The organism is Neptuniibacter marinus (genome assembly GCF_001597725.1).
GTDB classification, from domain to species: Bacteria; Pseudomonadota; Gammaproteobacteria; order Pseudomonadales; family Balneatricaceae; genus Neptuniibacter; species Neptuniibacter marinus.
This window is the reverse complement of the sequence record NZ_LUTR01000027.1, coordinates 1-25,711: the sequence shown is the minus strand read 5'-3', so window position 1 is coordinate 25,711 and position 25,711 is coordinate 1. Positions and strand designations below refer to the sequence as shown.

The window sequence follows — 25,711 nt, the reverse complement described above, 5'->3', positions numbered from 1 at the left end:
ATATAGATGATATTTTTTGGTCGACACAGACATAAAAGTATTTGGCAGCAACTGCTCTTGTTTCTGATTGTATCTATCTGCCTACTCTCTATTACCAGCTCAGTCACCGCGGTATGGGTCTCGTATAATCAATCCCGACAAGTTCTGCAGCAAAATTCATTACGCATAGCTGATAACTTAGCCCATCTCAGCGTGCTCTCCTTGATCACTGCAAGCAAAGAAAATGCACATGACGCTCTATCCCAGGTACTAGGCTTCAACGATGTTACTGGTGTCGCTATTTTCTCAGACAGCCTAGATCTATTGCTTAAGCAAGGGGATGTCGATTGGAAAAATTCCGACTTAGATCTTTGGTTCCCGATTAACGCCGCCACGACAGTCAAAAATACAGGAAGCGCTTGGTTTATTGCCGCCCCCGTCTACTTGGAAAATACCGATCCATTAAGCAACGATAGCGGTGCTCAAGAATTCAGTTTAGAGAACAATACAAAATCGCTACTTGGTTACGTTATGATTAAAGTGTCCAAAGAGTCCCTTGTTAAGCTGATTAATAACCTCATCATCTACAATCTGCTCGTCACGTTAATCATATCCATACTGTTAATCTGGCTCTTAAATAGAGGACTTCGTCATCTAACAAGCCCCCTTTCCCAACTATCTGAAACGATGAATGAGGCACAAACCTCAGGCGATCATCTAGTTGCAGAAATAGAAGGGCCTAGAGAAGTTCAACAAATGGCGAGAAGCTTCAATGCCATGATGAACTCCTTAGAGCAGCAAGAAAACAAGCTCATAGAATTAAACACAGGCCTTGAATCTGAAGTTGAAGTCCGTACTCATGAACTAGTCGCCGCGCGTGATACAGCATTAGTTGCCATGAGGACTCAATCGGAGTTCCTAGCCAATATCAGTCACGAACTACGCACTCCTCTACAAGCTGTAACTAGTTATATTGAATTGGTTACAGAAGAGCTTGAAATACATCCTGAATTTGACGCTCAAGTTGAGGACCTTAATTCAGCCTTACATTCTTCACAGCGGCTTTTAAACCTAATTAACGCCATCTTAGATTTAGCTAAATGTGAAGCCGGTAAAATGGATCTGAGCGCACAGCAATGCTCACTCACCGATCTAATCAAAGAGACTGAAAATACTATACGTCCACTGGCCGCAAAAAATAAAAATCGTTTCACCATCGACCACCCTTCTGGGGATCTTTACTTAAATGTAGACAAAGAAAAGATTCAGCAAATATTACTCAACCTATTATCAAATGCCTGCAAATTCACAGAGCAGGGAGAGATCTCTCTTAAGTGCTATCTGGAGCAAAATAAAATTTATTGGGAAGTCGCCGATACAGGAATAGGTATTCCTAAAGAACAGCTTGCTCAAGTATTTAATAAGTTCAAACAGGTCGACGGAAGTGTAAAACGCAAGTATGGAGGCACCGGGCTAGGACTGGCTATAGCAAAACACTATGCCGAAATGATGGGAGGTTCCGTCACTGTATCAAGCAAACCCAATAAGGGTAGTGTTTTTACATTCTGGATAACTATACCCAATGAAGAAAAGTATTAAGCTGGTAATTCACTCACCAGCCACTACAATAACTTGGGGTTATTTAAAGTAGGCGTTATGAAAAAAAGGCTAAGCATACTCACACTGCTAACATCTCTCTTTGCCCAGGTTACTGCGGCTGAAGAGAACAACTTCGCCCCAGGAAGCGAATTTGCAGATTTCTTTGGCGAGGAGGCCTTAGTTAGTATTGCTACAGGAACACATACACCGATCAGCAAAGCGCCCTCAGTAGCCAGTGTTATTAACGCAGAAACGATTTCATCTATGGGTGTAACCCACCTGTTCGAAGTCTTAGAGCGTATACCCGGCCTACACTTAATGCCATCCGATTTAAGCCGCCTAGACCCCGTACTTTCAGTCCGAGGAATACAAACAGGCTTCAACCCACAGATATTAATCTTACTTAACGGTATTGAGTTAAAACATAACTACAACGGTGGCCTTGCTTTTACCTTTCGCATGCCGGTAAGCAATGTCAGCCGTATAGAGGTTATTCGAGGCCCAGGGTCTGCGGTCTATGGCGCTGACGCTTTTAGCGGCGTGATCAATATCATTACCCGCACGGCAGCAGAAAACCAACAAGGTGCAGCGGGTATACGTGTTGGCAGTTTTGACAGTAGAGACACTTGGCTACGAAAAGGATTTGTTGAGGATGACTTCTCCGTCTCATTTTCACTCGACAATCAAACCAGTGATGGAGATAGTGGCCGCATTGTAAATACAGACCTACAATCAACCTTCGATGACCTCTACGGAACCAGTGCATCCGAAGCCCCTAACGCCTTACAAACGGGCTATGACGTCACGAATCTACAACTTGATCTATCACTAGGTAATTGGTCTTGGAAAAACTGGTATTGGAAGCAGGATAGCGCAGGGGTCGGCCAAGGGGGATCTCTCGCAATAGACTCCACCGGTTATCAAAATGCAGAACAGTTTCTAACTCATCTTAACTATGACAAAGATCTAACAAATCATTTCAATTTCAAAGCTGATTTATCTTACCTGAGAACGGTTAGTGACTCTTACTTCTTACTTTTCCCAGAAGGTAGTGCCTTACCGATTGGGAGTGATGGAAACGCCTTTTCTGACCCCTTTTCCGGCCTTGTCACCTTTACTGATGGGTATATAGGCAACCCCTACTCCCTAGCTGAAACTACACGTTTAGAGCTCGCCGGTATCTATTCAGGCTACGATAATCACACTATAAGGATTGCATCAGGCTGGAGCCAAGACAAGATCCGCACTGAAGAGTATAAAAACTTTGGCCCCGGTGTTATCGATGGCTCAGAAGGTACAGTAGACGGAACACTGACTAACGTAAGCGGTAGTGCCGATATCTATCTGCAACCCCAACGAAGAACTGCATACTTTCTGTCAGCCCAGGATCAGTGGCAGTTAAATAATGACTGGTCATTTACGGCCGGCTTACGCTGGGATAACTATTCAGATTTTGGTAACACCCTCAACCCTCGACTGGCCTTGGTGTGGCTTACTCAACACAACTTAACAACCCGCCTACTTTACGGCACAGCGTTCCGTGCACCCTCTTTCAGTGAACAACATCTAATTAATAATCCAGCGGCTTTGGGTAATCCTGACTTAAAACCGGAAGAGATCGAGACCTATGAATTAGCCTTTGATTATCGCCCTCATTTCGATACCAACCTAAGACTCAGTCTATACAGTTATACCGCCACAGACCTTATTGATACGGTAACCACCGGGAGTATGATCCAATATCAAAATATAGGTAATCAAGATGGTTACGGCGCTGAACTTGAGTGGGATTGGAAAATTAATCCACAGCTCAGCCTCAACGCCAACTATGCCTACCAACATGCAACAAATGCAGATACCAATATGCCTGTTGCTAACGTACCTCAACATAGCACTTATATAGACTTAAATTACACACTGTCACCTAACTGGTCAGGCTCTCTCCAACATTATTGGATAGGCTCTAGAGAAAGAGAGGAAGGGGACAATAGAGCTAAGGTCAGCGATTACCATTGGGTCAATGCGAAGGTCACACACGACATGTTAAAAAAACAGGTACGACTCGCATTGATCGTAAAAAATCTGTTTGATACTTATGCAAGCGAACCTTCAAGCAGCTCCATTCCTGATGATTACCCACTCGAAGGCAGAAGTATTTGGGCTGAAATAGAGTATCGCTTCTAAAATTTACCTATAGAGATTTAGAGTAACCATGGTAAAAAAAGTAGATGAACATAGCCGTAACGATGCCTTCTGTGAAAAAACTAGCACATCCATCTGGCAGGAAACACCCTCAACAACCAATCCATACACTGTAAGTGAGGCACGCTGCCACGGTTACGAACACCTCGCTTTAATTAATAATCGCAGCTATACCGAAGTGCTCTTCCTTATGTTTCAGGGTGAACTACCTACTCCCGAGCAGCATCAGCTATTTGAACATTTATTAACAAGCCTTATTCATCCCGGACCTCGGCATAATGCCTGTCGAGCTGCAATGAATGCCGCTGTAAGTAAAACTCATGTTAGCCACATTCTTCCTTTGTCACTAAACGTACTCAGTGGTGAACAAGGAGGTAGCCATGAGGTGTTCCAAGCGATGAAATACCTACAAAATAATCAGCAAGTCACACCTCGAATGGGCGCACAAGCATTAACCCAAGCAGCCAAAATACTCGTAGCTCAAACCGATGAAGGAGACATTATTCCAGCGCCAGGGTTTGGTACCTTCTATGGCAGCATTGATAACTATACACAAAAAATCGCCGATAACGTTTTTAATCACTGTTCTCCGGGCCCTCACTTACGTTGGGCGCACGCGATGCTGGACGGTATAGATGAAGAGCTAACGTTAAGCTGGAGAATCGCAGGCCTAGCTGGCGCATGTCTGCTCGACTTAGGTTTTACTCCCTATACAGGGGAACTTATTTTCCAAATAGCCTGTGCACCAGGTATTGCAGCACAAGCAGCAGAAAAATCGAATAGCCCGATTACTGAAATGCCCTTCCTAGCCGAGGAAAACTATGTCATCAAATAAGACGGATCCCTGCTGGAAGCATTGGGATCAACATCGAAATAAAATCACCAGCAATAAAGGGGGCTGGAAGATCGGCGATGCAGTCTATAACCACGGATACTCGATGATGGACGACCTAATCGGTCAAATATCTTGGTTCCAACTGCTGGTTTTAAATACCACGGGGCGTCTGCCTGATAAAAACTTAGCCACTTGGTTGGAAAACTGTTTTAGCTGTTTGAGCTGGCCCGATTCACGTATATGGTGCAATCAAATAGCGGCATTAGCCGGATCGGTAAAAACACGCCCTGTCGCAGCGATTAGTGCAGGAATCCAAGCATCAGATGCATTACTTTATGGCCCAGGCGTTATCACCCCTTGTCTAAAATTCATTCAACAAGCCCGAGAAGATAAAAATCAAGGGCAAACGCTATTTGAACTTATTCAAAACAGACAAGGGAATAATCACAGTCTCCCTGGCTTTGCCCGCCCTATAGCTAAAGGGGATGAGCGTGTTACAGCAATGTATCGCTTAAGCAGAGAACTAGGTTTCGAGATAGGCCCCCATGAGAGCCTAGCACTAGAGATCAGTGAATATTTAACGATTCAAGAAGGTGAGTCGATTAACTTTGGGGGATATATGGCAGCCTTTCTTGCCGACCAAGGTTTTTCTGATCCAGATCTAAGCCGCATTATGGCGCTTTGGGTAAGTGCTGGAGTCCACGCCTGTTATGCCGAAGCGGCAGATAATACAGCGGGAAGTTATTTGCCTTTACAGTGCCAAGATATTATCTACACAGGTGTAGCGCCTCGTGATTTGCCAAGCCCTTAACTTAAACAGCGGCTTACTTACTCGAGGCTAATCCTTTAATCCGCTCGCCCATGGGCGGCTCCTCTTCAGGGTCGATTTTTACATCAATTAATGTGGGACCCGAACGAGAAAATAGCGCGGAAAAATCAAGCTTATCTAGCGCGTCAAACGAATCTATACCTATACTCTGGATACCCATTGAAGAGGCCATCGCGGCATAATCGATGACCGGAAGCGCGAAACCTATAGGCTCAGCCCCTCCTAAACGTTGGCCATGCTTGACCATTCCTAGCGCACTATCATTTAAGATAATCATCACTAAAGGCACACCTTGCTGCTGAGCCACCGTAATTTCTTGACCACTCATAAGATAGCTACCATCTCCAGTAATACATAGATGGGGCGCATTAGGGTTGGCAATTGCAGACCCTACAGATGAGCCTATAGCCCAGCCCATAGAACCATAACCCATAGCGATACGGTAATAACCTTGATCATCACTGCGCAACATATAATGAGTCGCCCAAGCCCAAGCATTACCTGCATCAATAAAAATTCTTGTTTGCTCAGGAAGTGTTTCACCTAAATAATGAAATAGGCGTTGCGGCTTTAAGGGTAGATCGGAGCTACGCGCAAGATCCATTTCTGCTTGGTTTAAAAGCCCTGTCTCTGTACGAGTATCACACTCCCACCAGCGGTCAACGCGTTCCTTACCCTGAAGTTGAGTCGTTAATTTCGCAAATAATTGCGGCAGAGGGCCCAACACATGAAGTCGGGCCATACTCGACTGATTGAAATACTGCGAGATACTATCAATATGAATCAGCTTGTTATTAAGTATGGAGGGCGTCCAACCATTAGTTCCTAGTTCACTTAATCGGGTACCTACCGCTAACAACAAATCATACTGCTGATCCATAACAAGCTTTCTAGCCTGATCATGGCCAGAAAAACCAAAGACACCACAATACAACGGATGTCGCTCATCAATCCAACGTTTCCCCATAGGCCCACTAATCACAGGGATGTTAAAGGTTTCAGCAAATTGAATAATCTGTTTGCTGGCCTGATAACAGTTGTCACCTAGTAAGATCACAACTCTATTGGCCGCTAAGAGCTCTTGTCGCAGTTTGTCTTGGCTAGCTGGGTCACTAGTCACCAAATGTTGACGCAAAGCATGGGAGCGAACTATAGGTTTCTCAACAAGAGGGGTGTTAAAAATATCAGAAGGCACACTCAGATGTGCAGGGCCTCTTGGTGCTGTATTTGCCGCCATAATAGCGGAAATAAGCGCATGTTCGAACTGATCAGGGTGAGAGATCAAGGTATTAAATTTAGTGCAATAACGCAGCATACCTACAGTATCAATTGCGGTACTAGAGCTATCCTGCAAAGCTTGCTTGCCAAACTTTGGAAGTGCCGTTTGAGCAGTAATAACCAACATCGGGATATTATCCGCATAGGCACTTGCTACGCCGGTGATAAGATTTGTCGCCCCCGGCCCTGTCGTGGCACAACACACACCGAGAGAGTGAACTTCTCGCGCATAGCCATCAGCCATAAATGCCGCTCCAGCTTCATGCCGAGCGATAACCATATCTATCTGTCTTGCATGCGACTGTCTAGCTACGGCATCAAAAAAGGGTTCAATCGCCCCCCCAGGGACACCAAAGACCTTTTTGACATTAATTTGATTGAGATACTCTACCAGTAAATCACTATAACAAGCGCCTTCACCGAGAGAGGTCGCTTGATTACTCTCCCGCGAATTCTGATCTAGAGAGTTATGATTAATATCAATAGGGAGTTCGATCTCCAACATTTTGCGACTCCGGCAAACCCCTTAGATACTAGATACCTAAAGCTTCTATGGGGGCGGGTTTACCAAGAAAATAACCTTGGGCATATTCAACCTTAAACTCTTTCAATAGGTCGAGCGTTTCTTGATCTTCAACAAATTCAGCCACTGTCATTTTTCCAAGCGTCCATGCCACGTCTCTAATAGAGCGGACTAAGGCACGATCAATATCACTATTCTTCAGCTCTTTAACAAAAGAACCATCTATCTTTACTGTCTCCGCAGGGAATGATTTTAGATAAGAGAAGGTACTAAAGCCGGTGCCAAAGTCATCGATAGAAAAAGCACAACCCATTTCAGTTAAAGTTTTCACCATAGCTTGGGTCGCACTCAAATTGGTTAAACTCGCACTCTCTGTCAGCTCAAAAATAACCCGCGCCGGATCAACATTATACTCAGCTAACTTTTGCTCTATTAAGGGTACGAGTTGCTCATTATGGAAGGCTTGAGCCGATAAATTTATTGCAAGCTTAGGCAGTCTCGGATAATCCGCTAAGGTTTTTATCGCTTTCGATATAACATGCTTATCCAATAACGACGCTTCCTGAAAACGCTCAAGAGCCGAAATAAACTCGCCCGGATACACAAGTTTATCGTCAATCACTAAACGTACAAGCGCCTCATAATAAGCAATAGTACCAGTGGGGATGTGATAAACCGGTTGATAATAAAGGACGATATCATCCCGTTCAATGGAGTGCCTTACGGTATACAACCAGTGCATACTCAAGCGTACATCATCGCCCTCTTGATCCTGTTCAGTATGTAAATGAACACCACCTGGGCCATAACGTTTAGCTACATATAAGGCGATGTCCGCTCGCTGTAAATAATCTTGTGGCTTCTCAAGACTGCCATCGATCAAGCTGATACCTACACAACAGCTAACTTTAAAAACCTGATCATCAAACTGATATTGCTCCTCCTCAATCAGCTTGCAAATATGTATAGCAATATCATAAGCCTGTTGTGAATCGGTATCACTTAAAAGGAGAATAAATTCATCACCTCCGATACGAAACAAGCTTTCTGTTTCTGTCATACGCTGCTGTAATTTCTCGGCGACATCTTTAAGAACAATATCGCCTTTCTGATGCCCCTGGGTGTCATTGATCGCTTTGAAATGATTTAAATCTATATACAGCAATGCATACTGGATCTGGCTATAACGAGCAAAAGCTGCCACGCGCATTAACTCATTATCAAAGAAGTAACGGTTATGTAGCCCCGTCAAACTATCATGCATCGCTAAATGTTCTAGGCGCTGTTCAGCTCTTCGTCTAGCCGATATATCATCAACCGCTACAAAAACTGACAGCGCTTGCCCTTTACGCTGCATTCCATTGAAACGAGCCTCAACCCAAATCGCCTCGTTAAACTTATCTTTAATTTTAAATTCGAGTCGAAAACGTTCACTCGGCTTGGCAATAATACGGGTAAGCGCATGCTTAATCTCATGTGTCGAACTTAATGGGTCTATATACACAACATCAATAAAGTCACTACCCAAAGCGCTAAATTCAGTTTCACCTATCATTTGTAACCAAGCTTTGTTCACAAAAACAATACGCCCTTGGCTATCAAGTTCTAAAACACCGGTAGTCAGGTTATCAAGAATATTCCTGTGCTCTTGCGCTAAACTCTCCAGTGCCTCTTTACTTTCTTCCAGATGAGCAACCGTCTCTGCAAACTGCTCATTACTGATAAGAAAATCTTCTCTATGTGCCGCGATCTCACACACTTTACGTAATTGATTAGCTTGGAACGGTTTGCTAATAAAGTCAGCGGCACCTTGTAGCACTAAACTCTCGGCCAAATCCATAGTGCCATGAGCCGTCATTATTACAATAGTTTGCGCAGGGTTTTCAGCTAATATCTGCTCCATAACTTCAGGGCCCGACATGCCCGGCAACATCACATCAAGTAGAACAATTGGATGCTTTTTCTCACGCCATTGTGCTAAACCACTGATACCATCTGAGGCTATATCAACTTCAAAACGTTGTTGTAATATTCTCTGTACAAGGTGTGCAGTCTCAGCCGTATCCTCTATAGCTAAAATCCTATCTTTACGTAATTCCCGATGAAGAGCAGCTGGCTGTTCCAATAATTCTTTAAGGCGGGGGTACTGTTCGAAAGGTAAAAGATGGTCGATGTCGAACTCACGAGCTGTTTTTTCAGCAATGCGCTTACACCAGGTAGAGGAAACAATAATAAAAGGAATATCGGCACTACAATTAAATATGCCTGAACGAACCATACGGGCTAATCGCCAACCATCTAGTCCCTCTAAATAAATATCACTAACAACACAATGAATTCGTAACTGCTTTAACATTCCAACCGCAGCAGTACCTGAGCGTGCCACAATAACATTAAAGCCAGTATTTTCTGTTAAATAAGTAGATAGTGTCTCCGATTGTTCAAGATCACCATTAACCAGTAATAGCTGAAGATTACCCGTCATATTGCTCACAGCTATTCTGGTTAGATCTCAAGGAACGATGAGTCTGAAGAGAGAACACCCTAGTGAAACCTTTTAGCATAAAAAGGTTTTGTTTGAGATCTGTCTGCCTAATCTGATTATCCATACACTACCTATTATTATAGTAAATCAGCCCTGCCATAGACTCTCGCATTTAGTTACTCTTTTCAAGATCTAATCTTTGTAGAAAAGTAAAAACCACTAATTATCTGATAAATAAAGCCTATTTGTTACATTAAAACGATCGTTTAATAAGTAACTACAGTTTTTTTATACTAACGTAGTTATTAATAATTAAACGACATCGATTCACCGTATATCGTCCCCGTACTTACCCTTACACCATAAAACCACGTAGTAACCCTCTAATACCTCCTCTGATCTGATGCCTGTTATTTTGTGCGAAGAGATAAACCTAAATTCATACGGAGCAAACCATGAACAATAAAAAAATTCTGATGATCACCGGTGATTTCACTGAAGACTACGAAACAATGGTGCCCTTTCAAACACTTTTAGCCGTCGGTCACAGCGTCGATGCGGTCTGCCCAAATAAAGTTTCGGGAGACACTGTCGCAACAGCAATTCACGACTTTGAAGGAGATCAAACTTATACCGAAAAGCCTGGCCATAAGTTCACCCTGAATGCCTCTTTTGCCGATATTCAGCCAGACGATTACGATGCTTTAGTTATTCCAGGTGGACGGGCGCCTGAATATTTACGCCTTAATCCTAATGTTCTAAAAATGGTGAAGCATTTCTTTGAAACGAACAAACCAGTCGCTGCGGTTTGTCATGGCGCACAAATACTCTCAGCCGCTGACGTATTAAAAGGGAAAAACTGCTCCGCCTATCCCGCTTGTATGCCTGAAATAAACCAGTCCGGTGGGATTTATGCAGAGATAGCGATCGACGCCGCTATTACTGATGGGAATTTAGTAACAGCCCCTGCTTGGCCTGCTCATCCAGCATGGCTATCTCAGTTTATCGCTTTACTAAATAAGTAAGACTAAGAGCGATTACCCCTTAAGGTAGTCGCTCTTTAAAAAACCTCTATAATAAAACACCTATCCTTTAGATCAGGTAGCCGCTCTTCATGTGTAAATTATTTATCAACGCGAATCCTGAGTTATGGAAAAGCAGCACTCGCTCTCTTCGTATAGACGGTATGGTTACTAGCGTTCGTCTGGAAAATTATTTCTGGAGTACTCTAGAAAATATCGCTCAGCGGGATCAGATGAATATTCCCCAGATGCTTACCCGTCTTTATCATGAATCAATCGATGCAGGGCATGACTTAGGCAACTTTACATCCTTTCTAAGAGTCTGTTGTATGCGCTATATCGCTTTACAGTTGACTGGGGATATTCCAGTTGATGGCGAGGTTTCCATTAATACACTTGATGCAGATTCAATCTTAATGAATGAGATAGAGCAGCGACATTAGGCTACTCTACTTGACCTGAAATAACGATAACGCTCCTCATTAACATCGGAACATTTTGTATGGTCGGCTTTGGCGCTAAAGATTTTAACCTTGCTATCTATATTGCTAATAGGCCACCCCTTGATGATTACCAAAACTTATCAACCATCAAAGCACTTCGGCCCGAGGAAGCACACTACATAGGGCAAGCAACGGGTAACCATTGGCGTAAAATATTTAATGTAAGTGCTAAGTTTCTATTTGAGCTTTACCAAGAAAATAAACAATTTGATGCAACATTCACTTGGCAGGATTACCGCGACATCTTTCTATTTCAGGCAGAAAGCAGAGAAGCTTTGCTGTTCTCTCCACCCTCTTTCGAACAGGCAGATACCATCCATATAGTGGCAGGAAAGGCCTACGCTAAACAATTAAAGCTTGCTCACCTAACGTGGTTAGATGAGCATTTTGCAGTCAGTACTCAACAACCTTTGATTCTATGTCCTTATTTAGACTATCGACAACTGAGTAATGCCCGCATCACTCAGCTAGTAGCTCTAGTACGAGCCATACGCAGCGGAAACCTATAAAAGATGATTCCTATTCCGAAAGACTAGAAATCAGCTCCGCATAAAGCTCGTGAAAGTCGCTAAATTCATTATCGTTATGGCGACAGCAGCGTATGGAACCTGACTTAATATCGTAAACCCAACCATGAATCTCAATTTTTCCCGTCGCTAATTTAGCGGCAACAACAGGATGGGTGCGAAGATGTTGAACTTGTTGCAGTACATTTTCTTCAATCGCTTCATTTAAATGACAAGAATCAACTCCTTGGTTCCAAGGAATTCCATTACGCTCACGAACAATCTCCATCGCTGAACGGCAATGCCCAAGCCACTCTTTAACATGAGGCAACCCATTTAACGCCTCAATATCCAATGCGCCTTTAATCGCACCGCAGTCGGTATGACCACAGATAATAATATGCCGCACTCCTAGTACAGCTACCGCATATTCGATCGAAGCGGTCATACCACCGGTTTCATTATTATGAGGCGGAATAATATTACCTGCATTACGGCAAATAAAGAGATCCCCAGGATGGGATCCTGTAACTAGATTAGGATCAATCCGTGAATCGGAACAGGTAATGAAAAGTATTTCTGGGCTCTGCCCTTGATCAGCAAGCTCACCAAAAAGATCTTTCCGCTTTGGGTAAACATTGAGTTTAAAATCCAGCACACCCTTAATGATTTTTTCCATAATAACTCACTCGTATCTAAAAAAAGTCTGCGAAATCAATAACTCGATCCGCAGACTAATGGGGTTTTCAACCAATATCAATCAGAATCTCGCCAGGGGTAACACGGTCCCCTTTTTGAACATAAACCGCCTTAACCGTTCCATCCACGTTCGCGTGAACCTCCATCTCCATTTTCATCGCTTCAATCACCATAACCCCTTGACCTGCGGTCACTGTGTCACCCTCTTGCACTAATACCTCAACTACATTACCCGGCATTGCCGCACTAACATGACCTGGGTCCGTTGCACGTTTTCGCCCTTTGGTATCATCAGCAACAAACTCATTTAAGGCTTCGAACACAACCTCTTCAGGCATACCATCAAGTGATATATAAAGCTTACGCTTTCCAGTACCCGCATCACCCACACCTGTAATAGCCACTTCATAGCTCTCGCCGTGAACATCGATTAAAAATTCAGACGCTGCAACGGGAGCTGGCGAACTATTAAGAGCAGTCAGAACCTCAGGCTCTAAGGTTCCCGCTTCACGCTGCTGTAGATATTCCTTGCCTAAATCAGGGAACATAGCGTAGGTCAGTACATCTTCCTCATTTTTAGCCAGCGAGCCAATCTCATCACTTAATTTTTGGAACTCAGGTACTAATAAATCCGCTGGACGTCCTTCATTGCTGACTTCTGCGCCTATGGCCTGCTGTTGTAGCTCAGCATTTACAGGCGCAGGTGGGCGGCCATATCCACCGAGTAAATAGCGCTTAACTTCATTAGTAATTGTTTTATACCGCTGCCCCGCCAATACATTATAGACTGCTTGGGTTCCAACAATTTGAGAGGTTGGCGTAACTAATGGTGGATAACCGAGGTCTTTCCTTACACGGGGGATTTCAGCAAACACATCACGAATAGAATCCAATGCGTTTTGCTCTTTTAGCTGATTTGCTAAGTTAGACATCATGCCGCCTGGAACTTGATTGATCTGTACTGATATATCCTCGCGTGTAAACTCACTTTCGAACTGATGATATTTTTTACGTACTTCTCGGAAATAATCTGCTATCTCCGATAACAACTCAAGATCTAATCCTGTATCAAACTTACTGCCCTTCAACGCAGCCACTTGGGATTCAGTCGCAGGATGGCTTGTACCACCAGCAAATGAGGAGATCGCGGTATCAATTACATCAGCACCGGCTTCAATAGCCTTCATTTGACAGAGCGGTGCAAGTCCTGATGTAGAATGGCTATGTACCACTAAAGGTAGATCAACGGCCTGTTTTATCGCTTTAACCAAAGCATAAGTATCATAAGGGCTAAGCAGACCTGCCATATCTTTTATGGCAATCGAGTCAGCCCCCATATTTTTCAGATCAATAGCTTGCTGTACAAAGAGTTCATTAGTGTGCACAGGGCTAGTGGTATAACAGATAGTTCCCTGCGCATGTTTGCCTGCTTTTTTAACGGCTTTCATCGCACGCTCAATGTTGCGAAGATCATTCAATGCATCAAAGACACGAAACACATCAATACCATTGTCCGCAGCTTTCTGCACAAAACGGTCGACAACATCATCCGCATAATGGCGATAGCCTAGTAAGTTCTGACCTCGTAGCAACATCTGAAGGCGGGTATTAGGTAAGGCTTTACGAAGTTGACGCAAACGCTCCCAAGGATCTTCTTTAAGGAAGCGAATGCAGGCATCAAAGGTTGCTCCACCCCATGCTTCCAACGACCAATATCCCACTTTATCTAATTTTTCACAAATAGGTAGCATGTCCTCTGTTCGCATACGGGTAGCGATAAGAGACTGATGCGCATCTCGCAGAACAACATCGGTAATTTCTATCTTTTTCGTAGTCATAACTTAATCCTATTTCTCTTACCAACCAGCATGGGCGGCGATAGCGCTCGCAATAGCTAAAGCTATTTCACTTGGGTGACGTTTCACGGAGTAATCCAGCAGTTCTGGATGATTCGGCACAAAACTCGTATTAAAATTGGCATCCTTAAAATCTGGATGGCGTAGGATCTGCTGATAATAATCCGCGGTCGTTTTAATACCGTGTAGACGCATGTCATCTAATGCACGCTGACCACGGGCGATCACCTGATCCCAAGATAGGGCCCAAACAACCAATTTAAGACACATCGAATCGTAATAAGGCGGTATCTCATAACCGGTATAAATAGCCGTATCGACTCGCACACCTGGGCCCCCAGGCGCGTAGTAATGACTCACTCGGCCAAAACTAGGTAAGAAGTCATTTTTCGGATCTTCCGCGTTAATTCGGAACTGCAATGCATAACCACGAAATTGAATATCATCTTGTTTGTAGCTTAACGGTAAACCCGCTGCCACTCGCAGCTGTTCTTGAACAATATCAACCCCAGTAATTTGCTCACTAATAGTATGCTCAACCTGAACACGCGTATTCATCTCCATGAAATAGACATCATCACCCGAGATCAAAAACTCCACTGTTCCCGCGTTCTCATAACCAACTGCTTTTGCCGCGCGTACCGCTAAATCACCGATATATTCCCGTTTCTCTTGGGATAACTGAGGGCTTGGTGCAATCTCAATCAGTTTCTGATTTCGGCGTTGTATAGAACAGTCACGCTCAAATAGGTGGATTACATTGCCATGGCTATCCGCTAAAATTTGGACTTCGATGTGCAAAGGATCAACAATACATTTCTCCATAAACACTTCAGCAGACCCAAACGCTTTCGTTGCCTCAGAAATGACACGGGGAAATTGGGTGATCAGTTCTTCATCACTATCGCAACGACGGATTCCTCGCCCACCCCCACCGGAGGTTGCTTTGACCATGACGGGATAGCCAATCTCTTTAGCAAGCGCCAACGCCTCGTCTAGCCCACTCAGATTGCTTTCTGAACCCGGCGTTACCGGTACATTGGCTGCTCGCATACTGTCACGAGCTTGAGTTTTATCACCCATGCCATGTATAACACTCGATTTAGGCCCGATGAAAATTACACCGTTCTTTTCGCATAACCGAGCAAGTTCAGGATTTTCAGATAAAAACCCGTAGCCTGGATGAATCGCATCACAACCGGTCTCTAAGGCTAGATTTACAATCCGCAAAGGATCTAAGTAACCGGCTAATGGATCATCACCTAACGAATAAGCCTCATCAGCACGCTTAACATGCAGCCCATAACGATCCGGCTCCGTGTAGATCGCTACCGACCGGATACTCATCTCCGCACAGGCTCGTACAATACGTACGGCGATCTCCCCTCGATTAGCAATCAAAACTTTTTTCAACATAACCTTTTCCTCAACAGCGAGAATCACAGCGTAATTGGCTATCACTAAAAGAAGAAATCGTTATTTTTTTGTTTTACTATAAGGTCTACCTTATACATAGAATGAAATATAGCTTATGCAATACACAGTACCTCGCATCGCTAATCGCTTAACATTCCGGCAACTTCAGGTATTTCATGCGGTTTATTCTTCACTAAATTACAGTAAAGCCGGTGAGAAATTAGGCTTAACCCAACCGGCTGTGAGTGGGCAAATCCGGCAATTAGAGCAGGCCCTTGGCTCACCTTTATTTGAATATGTTGGTAGGCGCTTATACATTACAGGTGCAGGTGAAGCCCTGGCGGTACACACTGAATCTATTTTTAGAGAACTCGAAAAACTACAAATCGATCTGAGCGAACAACAAGGTAAAGTCGCAGGCGATCTCCGACTCGTGGCGGTTAGTACTGCACAATATGTAGTGCCTTATCTGATCAAAGATTTTTCAATTTTACATCCTAATGTTCATATCACCGTTTCCGTTGTTAACCGCGCCACAGCCTTACAACGTATGGAAGAAAATAGAGATGATTTAACAATTATGGGCCTTGTACCAGAAAACAGGCCACTGAAAGTTTTACCTTTTTTAAACAATGAGCTAGTTCCAGTTGTACCTGCAAATCATCCATTTATAACGCAAAAAAACATTTCTCCGCAGCAGTTTCTTAATAGTCAGCTATTACTACGTGAAGCAGGCTCAGGTTCTCGCTTAGCCTTGGAAAATCATTGTTTCAAAAACGGCTTAAAACTGAAGGGGGTGATGGAATTAGGCTCAAATGCAGCCATTAAACATGCGGTTATCGCAGGTTTAGGGGTCGCGGTTCTGCCTAAGCTCAGCTTGCTAGCGGAACTGAGACTTAAAAATCTTCACGCTATCTCATTGAACGGTTTCCCATTAAATCGTTCTTGGTCTGTGGTTTACCCAGAATCAAAATATCCGACCCCAGCCATGAAAGCCTTTATGGACTATATGCACACAAACTTAGATACAATTGAACAGCAGTTTGAACACCTTCAAAACAGAATGGATATATAGCGGTAACATCGCTCATATCATCATCCGCTGTTTTGCTAAATAGAAACCTAGCCCATATCATTGATGTCGCGTTTCGTTATACTCAAATCGACCGTTGACCCCGACTATTAGCAGGGAATCTAATGCTACAACGCATATGGCTCAGCTTTTTTCTTATCGCCTTTAGTGCTGCTTTGTATCAGTGGCTTTGGCTAGATGATTCCGGTGTGTTTCAACGCCTTGTTCAATCTACATTTGATATGTCAAAACTCTCTGTCGAGTTATCCATTGGCTTAATTGGCACGTTAGCGTTTTGGCTAGGGATGATGAAGTTAGCTGAAAGCTCTGGGCTTGTGGATAAGTTCGCCCGCGGAATAAGTCCCTTGTTTACTCGCTTAATGCCAGACGTTCCTAAAGGCCATCCAGCCTTAGGCTCTATGACTATGAACCTCTCGGCTAATATCCTTGGGCTCGACAATGCAGCAACCCCCTTAGGACTTAAAGCGATGCGTGATTTACAGGCGCTAAATCCGCAAAAAGATACAGCCAGTAATGCACAAATTCTATTTTTAGTCCTAAATACATCTTCAGTTACCCTCTTCCCAATCACCGTCTTTCTCTACCGAGCTCAACAAGGTGCTAGTGACCCAACCTCTGTATTTATCCCTATTCTAATTGCTACATGTTGCTCTACATTAGCAGGATTATTGGCAGTAAGCTTTGTACAGAAAATACCGCTATGGGAACGTGTAACACTGCTCTACATCGGTGGGTTTATTGCCTTTTTACTCGCCTTTATCGGTTATTTCTCCACCCTCACGGTGGATCAATTACAGCGCCAATCCTCCCTTGTTGGGAACTTTACAATTTTCACCGCCGTTATCGGCTTTCTATTGATTTCGCATATAAAGAAGGTCAACGTCTATGAGACATTTATTGAGGGTGCAAAAGAGGGGTTTGAGGTAGCGATTAAGATCATCCCCTATCTACTTGCGATGCTGGTAGCTATAGGCGTACTGAGGGAGAGTGGAGCTTTAGAGGGGTTTATCTGGCTTCTGCGTGAAGGCTTAGGTGCTTTAGGGTTCGATACGCGCTTTGCTGACGCCCTCCCAACCGCAATCATGAAACCATTATCCGGCTCCGGTGCTCGGGCGATGATGTTAGAAACAATGAACACCCATGGTGTCGATTCCTTCCCTGCTTATCTCGCATCGATTATTCAAGGCTCAACCGAAACAACCTTCTATGTGCTGGCCGTTTACTTTGGTTCAGTGGGAATACGCCATACCCGTCATGCAATAGCCTGCGGGTTAACGGCTGATTTAGCCGGTATTATCGCCGCGATCAGTGTCGGTTATTGGTTTTTTGGTTAATGCTTGATCTAACAAACTTATAACGTTGCGCTATCAACAAGATTAGAAGGCATCCAAACCACGAATATGCCCATGACCGTCAATCGCAACCTGCACACACTCAGCCTCGGTCACTTTACGCAACTCCGTACCATCAGGGCAGCAACCCCAAGCTTCTACTTTGATACGCATAGAGGTATGACCTGTCTCTACCAATTGAGTATAGAACGACATAATAGTGCCCACACGAACCGGGGACATAAATGCCATCTGACCAATAGATACAGTAGAGATGCGACCTTTAGATAGACGAGCAGAAAATATCTCTGATGCTTGTACCATCTTCGCAGACACCCAACCTCCATAAACGTCACCAAACATATTTGTGGCATCACAAGCCGCTGGTAGCTGTAAACTCAGCTCACCTTCTGGCTGTAGGCTTTCATCATCATTTAATATCATTATTAAGTCACCTCGACAGGAGCGTACTAACGCTATTTAACCAACTTCACTTGGTAGCGTATGCCATCAAGCTTACAAAGCTCGCTGGGCTATTTATCAATATTAGTCGAAGACTATACAAAAGTATTAATCATTCAAACCCCATATTGAAAAAACGTTCACTTTTTAAAAAATGTTTTGTGTTGTCACATTTTTGTCATTAAAGCCCCTTATAGTTCTCCGCATATTAACTTTCACACAAATATTAAGACTCTCTGGAGCTTTACATGAAACCTATGAAAAAGTTATTTGCTGCTGTTGCTATCTCTGCAACCTGCGTAGCTGCAAATGCATCTGACCTTCTAGATAACAACCTTCCTGTTTATACTAAGGCTTCCGGTGTTTCTGGTAACCTTTCCTCAGTAGGTTCTGACACACTTGCTAACCTAATGACATTGTGGGCTGAAGAGTTCAAACGCAACTACCCTAACGTTAACATCCAAATTCAGGCTGCCGGTTCTTCTACTGCTCCACCAGCACTAACTGAAGGCACATCTAACATTGGCCCTATGTCTCGTAAAATGAAAGACAAAGAGCTAGAAGCCTTTGAGAAAAAATTCGGCTATAAACCAACACCTGTAGCTGTTGCTATCGATGCCTTAGCGGTATTCGCTCATAAAGATAACCCAGTTAAAGGCCTAACTATCGCGCAAGTTGATGCGATCTTCTCTTCTACTCGTAAATGTGGCGCTGCAAACGACATTTCTATTTGGGGTGATGCCGGCGTAACAGGCTCTTTAGCTGATAAAACAGTTCAGATCTTCGGCCGTAACTCTGTATCAGGTACGTACGGTTACTTCAAAAAGAAAGCACTTTGTAAAGGTGATTTCAAAAACAACGTTAACGAACAGCCAGGTTCTGCTTCTGTAGTTCAATCTGTATCTACTTCTTTGAACAGCATCGGTTACTCCGGTATCGGCTACAAAACAGCCTCTGTCCGCGCACTTCCTTTGACAAAGAAAGAAGGCACTGCATTTGTTGAAGCTACACCAGAAAATGCACTTAACGGCACTTACCCACTAGCGCGTTCACTTTACGTATACGTGAACAAAAAGCCTGGTCAGCCTCTAGCACCACTAGAGAAAGAGTTCCTGAAAATGGTTATGTCTAAAGTAGGTCAAGAAGTTGTAGTTAAAGATGGCTACATCCCTCTACCTTCTGCTGTAGTTAAAAAACAGATGGCTGCTCTAGGCATGTAATACGCCTCGAACACGTTTGACATCAATAAGGGGGCCTTTAGGCCCCCTTATTTCGCTTAAAGCACCCTCTGTAACATTGGTGTAACAAACTTTTAATATTGTACGCGCCGTAAATTCAGTTAACCTCAGGACCAACGCGCCATGAGTAAAGACAATATAGCTTCAGCCGAGTTGGATTTTAATACGCCAGCCGCTAAGCGAAACAGAAGCATACGCGCACTGAAAGATAAGTTTGCAGCGGCAGGCATAGCCTTCGGTGGAATCAGTGTAATCGTAGCCATTCTGCTGATCTTCTTCTATCTACTCTATGAAGTAGCGCCTCTATTTGAATCAGCAGATATAGAAAGGTGGCAGGAGAATAATCAACAGGTTGCACCCTATTCCGTCCCAGGCGAAGGTAAGACACTTTACCTTACAATGGAGGAACAAGCGGAAATAGGTTTACGGATCACAGATCTAGGCCAACTTGTGTTCTTCAATACTCTTAACGGTGATGTAATCAAGCAGGAGACTATTAATGTTCCTGCCGGTGCAACCGTTACTAGCTTTGCTATTGCGTCAGAATACAGTGGTATTTTTGCCTTAGGCTTCAGCAACGGTGAAGCGCTAGTATTTAAACAATCCTACAAATCCACATACCCTGATGGTATTCGCGTCATTTCGCCTGAGGTCGTTTACCCTCTTGGCACTGAGCCAATCACTATAAGTGAAGGTCCAGTGGACGTTCTCGCCTTAAATGGTGGTGAAGACGAATGGACAATCGTCGGGGGCCAGAAATCTAAGCTGACAGCTACAGAGGTGACTCTTTCACTCAATATCATCACCGATGAAGTGTCTGCAGAAACCAACTCCTTTGCGCTACCTAACATGAACATCTCAGCGAAAAAGCTTTTATTGATGCCTGATCGCAACTGGATGATGATTGCTAGTGATGGTGGCAAGCTGGGTATTGTTAATATGAAGGCTGAAGGCGGCCCCGCTATTACTCAGCTTATTGACGCGACTACCGGCAATATTACTTCATTCGAAATGCTACTAGGGGGTAACTCACTGCTTATCTCTGATGATCTAGGTGTAACCAGCCAGTGGTTTTTAGTACGTAATGATAAAAACCAATGGGTGATGACTAAGGTTCGTAGCTTCGAAAATGGTAATACTGCGGTGAGCTCAATCTCAATTGAACACCGCCGTAAAGGTTTTGTCACTATTTCTGAAGAAGGACAACTGTCGTTCTTCAGCACAACGGCACATCGTACCTCATTAAGTGCAGCAATCACTGAAGGCAATGCCGATATGATTGCACTAGCGCCGCGTTCTAACGCACTGCTAGTAGAACAGGACAATATGCTAACCTTATGGGCGATTCATAACGAACATCCTGAAATTTCGTGGAGCGCTATTTGGGAAAAAGTTTGGTACGAAGGCTATGAAGAGCCTGAGTACACTTGGCAGTCCTCTGCTTCTACAAATGACTTTGAACCTAAATACAGCTTGATGCCTCTAGCGTTTGGTACTCTTAAAGCGGCATTCTATGCCATGCTATTTGGCACACCGCTTGCGATTTGCGGGGCTATTTATACCGCTTATTTCATGGTTCCAGCGATGCGCCGCAAGGTAAAACCTTTCATTGAGTTAATGGAGGCTTTACCAACCGTTATCTTAGGTTTCTTAGCAGGCTTATGGTTAGCGCCTTTTATGGAGGTCAACCTCGCCGGAATATTCGTCACACTCCTTGTCCTACCTGCGGCGATTATCGCCTTCGCTTTTGCTTGGTCTGGGGCACCAAAATCAATTAGGTATCTTATACCTGATGGCTGGGATGCCGCTCTGTTAGTACCCGTCATTATCCTAGCAACCTACTTTAGCTTTGCTATAGCGCCTTATTTAGAGCAGATGCTATTCGGTACAGAGATGCGCTACTGGGTAACCAGTGAGTTAGGTATTCCTTACGACCAACGTAACGCGCTTGTTGTAGGTGTGGCCATGGGCTTTGCAATTATCCCGACCATCTTCTCAATTACAGAAGATGCGATATTTGCTGTGCCAAAACACTTGTCCTATGGCTCATTAGCTCTAGGAGCAACGCCATGGCAAACCTTAGTGCGTGTTGTTATGCCGACCGCAAGCCCAGGTATTTTTTCTGCGGTCATGATAGGTATGGGTCGTGCGGTAGGTGAAACAATGATTGTATTAATGGCGACAGGTAATACGCCGATCATGGATGTGAATATCTTTGAAGGCATGCGTACCTTGGCAGCCAATATAGCTGTTGAGATGCCAGAGTCTGAAGTAGGTAGCACCCACTTCCGTATCTTGTTCTTGGCCGCGTTCGTATTGTTCTTATTCACCTTTATGGTGAATACGCTAGCGGAGCTGGTTCGTCAGCGCTTGCGTAAGAAATACGGCTCACTTTAACCCGTGCGTAATAGAGGATAATTCTAATGCGACAGTCTTTTTCAGAATGGACAAAATCCGGCGCACCTTGGGTATGGCTTAATGCCGGTGCCGTAGCGATCTGTCTAATCATGGTAATTGGGTTACTTTCCCTAATTGCCGTTCGTGGTTTGGGACATTTCTGGCCTGCCGATGTAGTTCAAGGTACCTATGTCGAAAATGATCACAGTGTTCGTCTAATTGGTGAACGCGTACAAACAGAGATCGTTCCTGCAGAACAGCTGCGAGGAAGCGGTGTCACCGTTGCTGAAAATGTTGAAGAGATGCATCGCTCCCTTATGAAAGTAGGTAACCGTGATCACGGTGGTACCGATTTCATTTGGATTATCGATGATTTTCTTGGAAACCAAGAAAAACCGGAAATGCTATTTACGGCAGAACGTCGTGAATGGGGTAATTTTTACGGCTACCTTCGCGGCATTAAGGAAGAAGGGAAATTAGTTGCTAGCCATGACGGTTACGAAAGCAACCCTGAATACCAGATTTTATGGGATGCCTTACAAAACCGTATTGAGCGGGTAACGTCGATTCAAGAGAAGATTGATCATATTGAGAAGGGCGAAATTAGCTCAATCAACTATGAGCTTGAACGTCTTCGTTTGAAAGAACGCTCATTACAGCTAAAAGAGGTCGTAGAGACTGCACCCTACCAAGCAATTACGGATCGCCGTCTAGAATTAGATGCTGAATACGAGAGTCTTCAGAGTGAACTACTCGCACTATACAAAGCAATTAATCGTGACAGCATTACCGCTGAGATCGCTAATGGACAAGTTGTTGAATTTAAAATAGCCTCAATTGTCCGTGCTTTCCTGCCGAATGATATGGGCCTTGGTGGCAAACTTGTGCACTACTTCCAAAAACTTTGGGAGTTCGTCTCAACAGATCCACGTGAAGCTAATACTGAAGGGGGGATCTTCCCTGCAATCTTCGGTACAGTAATGATGGTTCTCATCATGTCTGTTATCGTTACGCCATTTGGTGTGGTTGCTGCTGTATATTTACGTGAATATGCAAGACAAGGATTTGTTACCCGCCTTATCCGTATCGCGGTAAACAACTTAGCGGGTGTACCTTCGATCGTTTACGGTGTATTTGGTCTTGGTTTCTTTGTTTACTTTTTAGGTGGTCATATAGATGACGCCTTCTTCCCAGAAGCAAAGCCAGCTCCGACATTCGGAACACCCGGCCTTATGTGGGCTTCTATTACATTGGCACTGTTAACCGTTCCAGTGGTTATCGTTGCGACTGAAGAGGGCTTAACACGTATCCCTCGCGCAGTTCGTGAAGGATCTTTAGCACTCGGTGCAACGAAGTTCGAAACCCTGATGAAAATCGTTATTCCAATGGCAAGCCCCGCCATAATGACCGGTGTCATACTGGCTATTGCGCGAGCTGCCGGTGAGGTAGCGCCATTAATGTTGGTTGGTGTGGTCAAACTGGCACCAAGCCTACCATTGGATTTGAACTACCCATACCTACATTTAGATCAGAAATTTATGCACTTGGGCTTCCACATCTACGATGTAGGTTTCCAAAGCCCCAACGTTGAAGCGGCTCGTCCGCTGGTATACGCAACGGCGCTTCTGCTAGTGATCGTAATCGCATTGCTAAATTTGACAGCAATTCAGATTCGAAATCACCTGCGTGAAAAATTCAAAGCGCTTGAAATGTAACTAGAAGTCGGACTTAATTTTTTAAAAGGTTGCTAAAATGACTAGCGAAGCTAAAACACACGCAATTGATATCTCTTCTTTGCAGCGTGACCACCAAACATTAAACCTCAAGGAAGAAAACTTGGCGCTTGAGGTGAAAGATTTAAAATTGCGTTATGGCGATAACGAAGCCCTACACGGTATTGATATGCTAATCCCGAAAAATCGTGTAACAGCGTTTATCGGTCCATCCGGTTGCGGTAAATCAACATTATTACGTTGCTTCAACCGCATGAATGATTTGGTTGATGATTGCCATATCACAGGCCAGATTCTACTTGATGAAGATAATATCTATGATCGTAGTGTCGATATTGCTGAACTGCGCCGTCGCGTAGGGATGGTGTTCCAGAAACCAAATCCGTTCCCTAAATCGATCTACGAAAACGTGGCTTACGGCCTGCGTATTCAAGGCGTCACTAAAAAACGCGTTATCGATGAAACCGTTGAATGGGCACTAAAATCTGCGGCGTTATGGGACGAAGTAAAAGATCGTCTACATGAAAGTGCATTAGGTATGTCCGGTGGTCAGCAACAGCGTCTCGTTATTGCACGTACCATTGCGGTAAAACCTGAAGTATTGCTATTGGATGAGCCCGCTTCAGCATTAGACCCAATCTCTACACTAAAAATTGAAGAGTTGATCCACGAACTGAAGAAAGACTTCACTATAGTGATCGTAACTCACAACATGCAGCAGGCAGCCCGTGTATCTGATTACACGGCTTTCATGTATATGGGTGATCTGATTGAATTTGGTGTAACTGATACGCTTTTCACTAACCCTGAAAAGAAACAAACTGAAGACTACATCACTGGCCGCTACGGTTAATTTGGGGAAGGATAAAAATCATGGAACTTAAAACAGAAGATTATTCCACGCATATCTCCCAGCAATTCAATGAAGAGCTGGAACAAATTCGTACTCAGCTCCTTACCATGGGCGGCGTGGTCGAACGTCAAGTTCACGATTGTATTGATGCGCTACTAAATGGTGATGCGGAACTCGCTGAACAATCTCGTCGAGTTGATAAACAAACGAATGAGATGGAAGTTCTTATAGACGAGCAATGCACAATGATTATTGCTCGCCGTCAACCGGCTGCAAGCGATCTACGTTTAATTATTGCTGTATCAAAAGCGGTTTCAGACTTAGAAGGCATGGGCGATGAAGCAAGTCGTATCTGCCGCCATGCCATTGAGTTGGTTGAAGAAGGCAGCTCTCCTCGCGGCTACCAAGAGGTTCGCCATATTGGCAATTTAGTCCGTGAAATGGTTAAAGATGTATTAACTGCATTTGCTCGTAATGATGCGGAGCTCGCTTACCGTGTGGCAAAAATGGATAAATCTGTCGATCAGGAATACCGCTCGGCTATGCGTTCTCTTGCAACGTTTATGATGGAAGATCCACGCTCAATCTCTAGCGTTATGAATGTAATCTGGGTACTACGTAGCCTAGAGCGTATATCTGAACATGCCCGAGCGATGGCAACCCACTTGATTTACCTTGTTAGCGGTACTGATGTGCGTCACGGAAGCCTTAAACAAATTAAGCGCGCCGTTACATCTGACTCAGATGGTAATGAATAAATAGCTTAACTCATGCGATGAAAAACAGCCTCCGGGCCACTGCTGTCCCACAATTTTTTAATCATAAAGGGATCCTCATCTGAGGGTCCCTTTTTTGTCGCTCTGGCGGTGACG

General features: G+C 44.1%; 20 protein-coding genes. 14 read left to right on the top strand and 6 right to left on the bottom strand.

Annotated elements, in window-relative coordinates:
* Positions 1 to 6: 6 nt before the first annotated feature.
* From A3774_RS14415 to A3774_RS14400, 4 genes are read left to right on the top strand one after another with little or no spacing between them, the layout of a single operon-like run.
* Positions 7 to 1,578: a sensor histidine kinase gene (locus A3774_RS14415; RefSeq protein ID WP_067869106.1), complete on the top strand. Its 1,572-nt coding sequence runs from the start codon at positions 7 to 9 to the stop codon at positions 1,576 to 1,578.
* Positions 1,579 to 1,635: 57 nt separating this feature from the next.
* A complete protein-coding gene (locus A3774_RS14410; RefSeq protein ID WP_067869103.1) occupies positions 1,636 to 3,762 on the top strand; it encodes a TonB-dependent receptor plug domain-containing protein in 2,127 nt (708 codons plus the stop codon).
* A gap of 28 nt (positions 3,763 to 3,790) precedes the next feature.
* Positions 3,791 to 4,615 carry a citrate synthase family protein gene (locus A3774_RS14405; protein WP_067869099.1) on the top strand — a complete coding sequence of 275 codons (825 nt, stop codon included), beginning with the start codon at positions 3,791 to 3,793 and terminating at the stop codon, positions 4,613 to 4,615.
* A complete protein-coding gene (locus tag A3774_RS14400) occupies positions 4,602 to 5,426 on the top strand; it encodes a citrate synthase family protein (RefSeq protein ID WP_067869096.1) in 825 nt (274 codons plus the stop codon). The genes A3774_RS14405 and A3774_RS14400 overlap by 14 nt, the downstream gene beginning before the upstream one ends.
* Positions 5,427 to 5,439: 13 nt before the next feature.
* Here the strand turns inward: A3774_RS14400 and A3774_RS14395 are convergent, their stop codons facing one another.
* Both A3774_RS14395 and A3774_RS14390 read right to left on the bottom strand, forming a co-directional pair.
* Positions 5,440 to 7,227 (bottom strand): thiamine pyrophosphate-binding protein, encoded by a 1,788-nt coding sequence (locus A3774_RS14395; RefSeq protein ID WP_082792453.1) that lies wholly within the window; start codon positions 7,225 to 7,227, stop codon positions 5,440 to 5,442.
* A gap of 28 nt (positions 7,228 to 7,255) precedes the next feature.
* Positions 7,256 to 9,730, bottom strand: a complete 2,475-nt coding sequence (locus A3774_RS14390; protein WP_067869093.1) for a two-component system response regulator — start codon at positions 9,728 to 9,730, stop codon at positions 7,256 to 7,258.
* 455 nt (positions 9,731 to 10,185) lie between these two features.
* Between A3774_RS14390 and A3774_RS14385 the strand changes: the two genes are divergently transcribed.
* The 3 genes from A3774_RS14385 to A3774_RS14375 all read left to right on the top strand — a co-directional run bounded on the left by A3774_RS14385 (position 10,186) and on the right by A3774_RS14375 (position 11,764).
* Entirely contained in the window at positions 10,186 to 10,755 is a 570-nt protein-coding gene (locus A3774_RS14385) for a DJ-1/PfpI family protein (protein ID WP_067869091.1), read from the top strand.
* A gap of 89 nt (positions 10,756 to 10,844) precedes the next feature.
* The gene (locus A3774_RS14380) at positions 10,845 to 11,195 is read left to right on the top strand and encodes a ribbon-helix-helix domain-containing protein (RefSeq protein ID WP_067869088.1); all 351 of its coding nucleotides are present in this window, start codon (positions 10,845 to 10,847) and stop codon (positions 11,193 to 11,195) included.
* A 59-nt stretch (positions 11,196 to 11,254) separates the two neighbouring features.
* Complete coding sequence (locus A3774_RS14375) at positions 11,255 to 11,764, top strand: DUF6942 family protein (RefSeq protein ID WP_067869085.1); 510 nt, start codon at positions 11,255 to 11,257, stop codon at positions 11,762 to 11,764.
* A 10-nt stretch (positions 11,765 to 11,774) separates the two neighbouring features.
* On the opposite strand, the gene A3774_RS14370 is transcribed toward A3774_RS14375, so the two are convergent.
* The 3 genes from A3774_RS14370 to A3774_RS14360 form a co-directional block, all read right to left on the bottom strand.
* Positions 11,775 to 12,440, bottom strand: coding sequence for a carbonic anhydrase (locus A3774_RS14370; protein ID WP_067869082.1), 666 nt, complete (start codon positions 12,438 to 12,440; stop codon positions 11,775 to 11,777).
* A 67-nt stretch (positions 12,441 to 12,507) separates the two neighbouring features.
* Complete coding sequence (gene oadA / locus A3774_RS14365; protein WP_067869079.1) at positions 12,508 to 14,298, bottom strand: sodium-extruding oxaloacetate decarboxylase subunit alpha; 1,791 nt, start codon at positions 14,296 to 14,298, stop codon at positions 12,508 to 12,510.
* A gap of 18 nt (positions 14,299 to 14,316) precedes the next feature.
* Positions 14,317 to 15,732: an acetyl-CoA carboxylase biotin carboxylase subunit gene (locus tag A3774_RS14360; protein WP_067869076.1), complete on the bottom strand. Its 1,416-nt coding sequence runs from the start codon at positions 15,730 to 15,732 to the stop codon at positions 14,317 to 14,319.
* Between the two features lie 115 nt (positions 15,733 to 15,847).
* Here A3774_RS14360 and A3774_RS14355 point away from each other — a divergent pair, with 115 nt between their 5' ends.
* Both A3774_RS14355 and A3774_RS14350 read left to right on the top strand, forming a co-directional pair.
* A complete protein-coding gene (locus A3774_RS14355; protein WP_067869073.1) occupies positions 15,848 to 16,807 on the top strand; it encodes a LysR family transcriptional regulator in 960 nt (319 codons plus the stop codon).
* A 122-nt stretch (positions 16,808 to 16,929) separates the two neighbouring features.
* Positions 16,930 to 18,159, top strand: a complete 1,230-nt coding sequence (locus A3774_RS14350; protein ID WP_067869070.1) for a nucleoside recognition domain-containing protein — start codon at positions 16,930 to 16,932, stop codon at positions 18,157 to 18,159.
* Between the two features lie 42 nt (positions 18,160 to 18,201).
* On the opposite strand, the gene A3774_RS14345 is transcribed toward A3774_RS14350, so the two are convergent.
* Positions 18,202 to 18,600, bottom strand: a complete 399-nt coding sequence (locus A3774_RS14345) for an acyl-CoA thioesterase (protein ID WP_067869067.1) — start codon at positions 18,598 to 18,600, stop codon at positions 18,202 to 18,204.
* Positions 18,601 to 18,866: 266 nt separating this feature from the next.
* Here A3774_RS14345 and A3774_RS14340 point away from each other — a divergent pair, with 266 nt between their 5' ends.
* From A3774_RS14340 to phoU, 5 genes are all read left to right on the top strand, one after another.
* Positions 18,867 to 19,838: a PstS family phosphate ABC transporter substrate-binding protein gene (locus tag A3774_RS14340; protein ID WP_067869063.1), complete on the top strand. Its 972-nt coding sequence runs from the start codon at positions 18,867 to 18,869 to the stop codon at positions 19,836 to 19,838.
* A 141-nt stretch (positions 19,839 to 19,979) separates the two neighbouring features.
* Positions 19,980 to 22,253 carry an ABC transporter permease subunit gene (locus A3774_RS14335; RefSeq protein WP_067869060.1) on the top strand — a complete coding sequence of 758 codons (2,274 nt, stop codon included), beginning with the start codon at positions 19,980 to 19,982 and terminating at the stop codon, positions 22,251 to 22,253.
* A gap of 26 nt (positions 22,254 to 22,279) precedes the next feature.
* On the top strand, positions 22,280 to 23,968 hold the full coding sequence (gene pstA, locus A3774_RS14330; protein WP_197468074.1) for a phosphate ABC transporter permease PstA: 1,689 nt from the start codon (positions 22,280 to 22,282) through the stop codon (positions 23,966 to 23,968).
* A 37-nt stretch (positions 23,969 to 24,005) separates the two neighbouring features.
* Positions 24,006 to 24,839 carry a phosphate ABC transporter ATP-binding protein PstB gene (gene pstB / locus A3774_RS14325; protein WP_067869055.1) on the top strand — a complete coding sequence of 278 codons (834 nt, stop codon included), beginning with the start codon at positions 24,006 to 24,008 and terminating at the stop codon, positions 24,837 to 24,839.
* A 20-nt stretch (positions 24,840 to 24,859) separates the two neighbouring features.
* Entirely contained in the window at positions 24,860 to 25,597 is a 738-nt protein-coding gene (gene phoU / locus A3774_RS14320) for a phosphate signaling complex protein PhoU (protein ID WP_067869052.1), read from the top strand.
* Positions 25,598 to 25,711: the final 114 nt, after the last annotated feature.

What these genes read in the sequence shown, in the direction of transcription:
- A3774_RS14415 (WP_067869106.1), top strand. Translation starts at nt 7, where the DNA reads ATGATATTTTTTGGTCGACACAGACATAAAAGTATTTGGCAGCAACTG.
- A3774_RS14410 (WP_067869103.1), top strand. Translation starts at nt 1,636, where the DNA reads ATGAAAAAAAGGCTAAGCATACTCACACTGCTAACATCTCTCTTTGCC.
- A3774_RS14405 (WP_067869099.1), top strand. Translation starts at nt 3,791, where the DNA reads ATGGTAAAAAAAGTAGATGAACATAGCCGTAACGATGCCTTCTGTGAA.
- A3774_RS14400 (WP_067869096.1), top strand. Translation starts at nt 4,602, where the DNA reads ATGTCATCAAATAAGACGGATCCCTGCTGGAAGCATTGGGATCAACAT.
- A3774_RS14395 (WP_082792453.1), bottom strand. Translation starts at nt 7,227, where the DNA reads ATGTTGGAGATCGAACTCCCTATTGATATTAATCATAACTCTCTAGAT.
- A3774_RS14390 (WP_067869093.1), bottom strand. Translation starts at nt 9,730, where the DNA reads ATGACGGGTAATCTTCAGCTATTACTGGTTAATGGTGATCTTGAACAA.
- A3774_RS14385 (WP_067869091.1), top strand. Translation starts at nt 10,186, where the DNA reads ATGAACAATAAAAAAATTCTGATGATCACCGGTGATTTCACTGAAGAC.
- A3774_RS14380 (WP_067869088.1), top strand. Translation starts at nt 10,845, where the DNA reads ATGTGTAAATTATTTATCAACGCGAATCCTGAGTTATGGAAAAGCAGC.
- A3774_RS14375 (WP_067869085.1), top strand. Translation starts at nt 11,255, where the DNA reads ATGGTCGGCTTTGGCGCTAAAGATTTTAACCTTGCTATCTATATTGCT.
- A3774_RS14370 (WP_067869082.1), bottom strand. Translation starts at nt 12,440, where the DNA reads ATGGAAAAAATCATTAAGGGTGTGCTGGATTTTAAACTCAATGTTTAC.
- oadA (WP_067869079.1), bottom strand. Translation starts at nt 14,298, where the DNA reads ATGACTACGAAAAAGATAGAAATTACCGATGTTGTTCTGCGAGATGCG.
- A3774_RS14360 (WP_067869076.1), bottom strand. Translation starts at nt 15,732, where the DNA reads ATGTTGAAAAAAGTTTTGATTGCTAATCGAGGGGAGATCGCCGTACGT.
- A3774_RS14355 (WP_067869073.1), top strand. Translation starts at nt 15,848, where the DNA reads ATGCAATACACAGTACCTCGCATCGCTAATCGCTTAACATTCCGGCAA.
- A3774_RS14350 (WP_067869070.1), top strand. Translation starts at nt 16,930, where the DNA reads ATGCTACAACGCATATGGCTCAGCTTTTTTCTTATCGCCTTTAGTGCT.
- A3774_RS14345 (WP_067869067.1), bottom strand. Translation starts at nt 18,600, where the DNA reads ATGATATTAAATGATGATGAAAGCCTACAGCCAGAAGGTGAGCTGAGT.
- A3774_RS14340 (WP_067869063.1), top strand. Translation starts at nt 18,867, where the DNA reads ATGAAACCTATGAAAAAGTTATTTGCTGCTGTTGCTATCTCTGCAACC.
- A3774_RS14335 (WP_067869060.1), top strand. Translation starts at nt 19,980, where the DNA reads ATGAGTAAAGACAATATAGCTTCAGCCGAGTTGGATTTTAATACGCCA.
- pstA (WP_197468074.1), top strand. Translation starts at nt 22,280, where the DNA reads ATGCGACAGTCTTTTTCAGAATGGACAAAATCCGGCGCACCTTGGGTA.
- pstB (WP_067869055.1), top strand. Translation starts at nt 24,006, where the DNA reads ATGACTAGCGAAGCTAAAACACACGCAATTGATATCTCTTCTTTGCAG.
- phoU (WP_067869052.1), top strand. Translation starts at nt 24,860, where the DNA reads ATGGAACTTAAAACAGAAGATTATTCCACGCATATCTCCCAGCAATTC.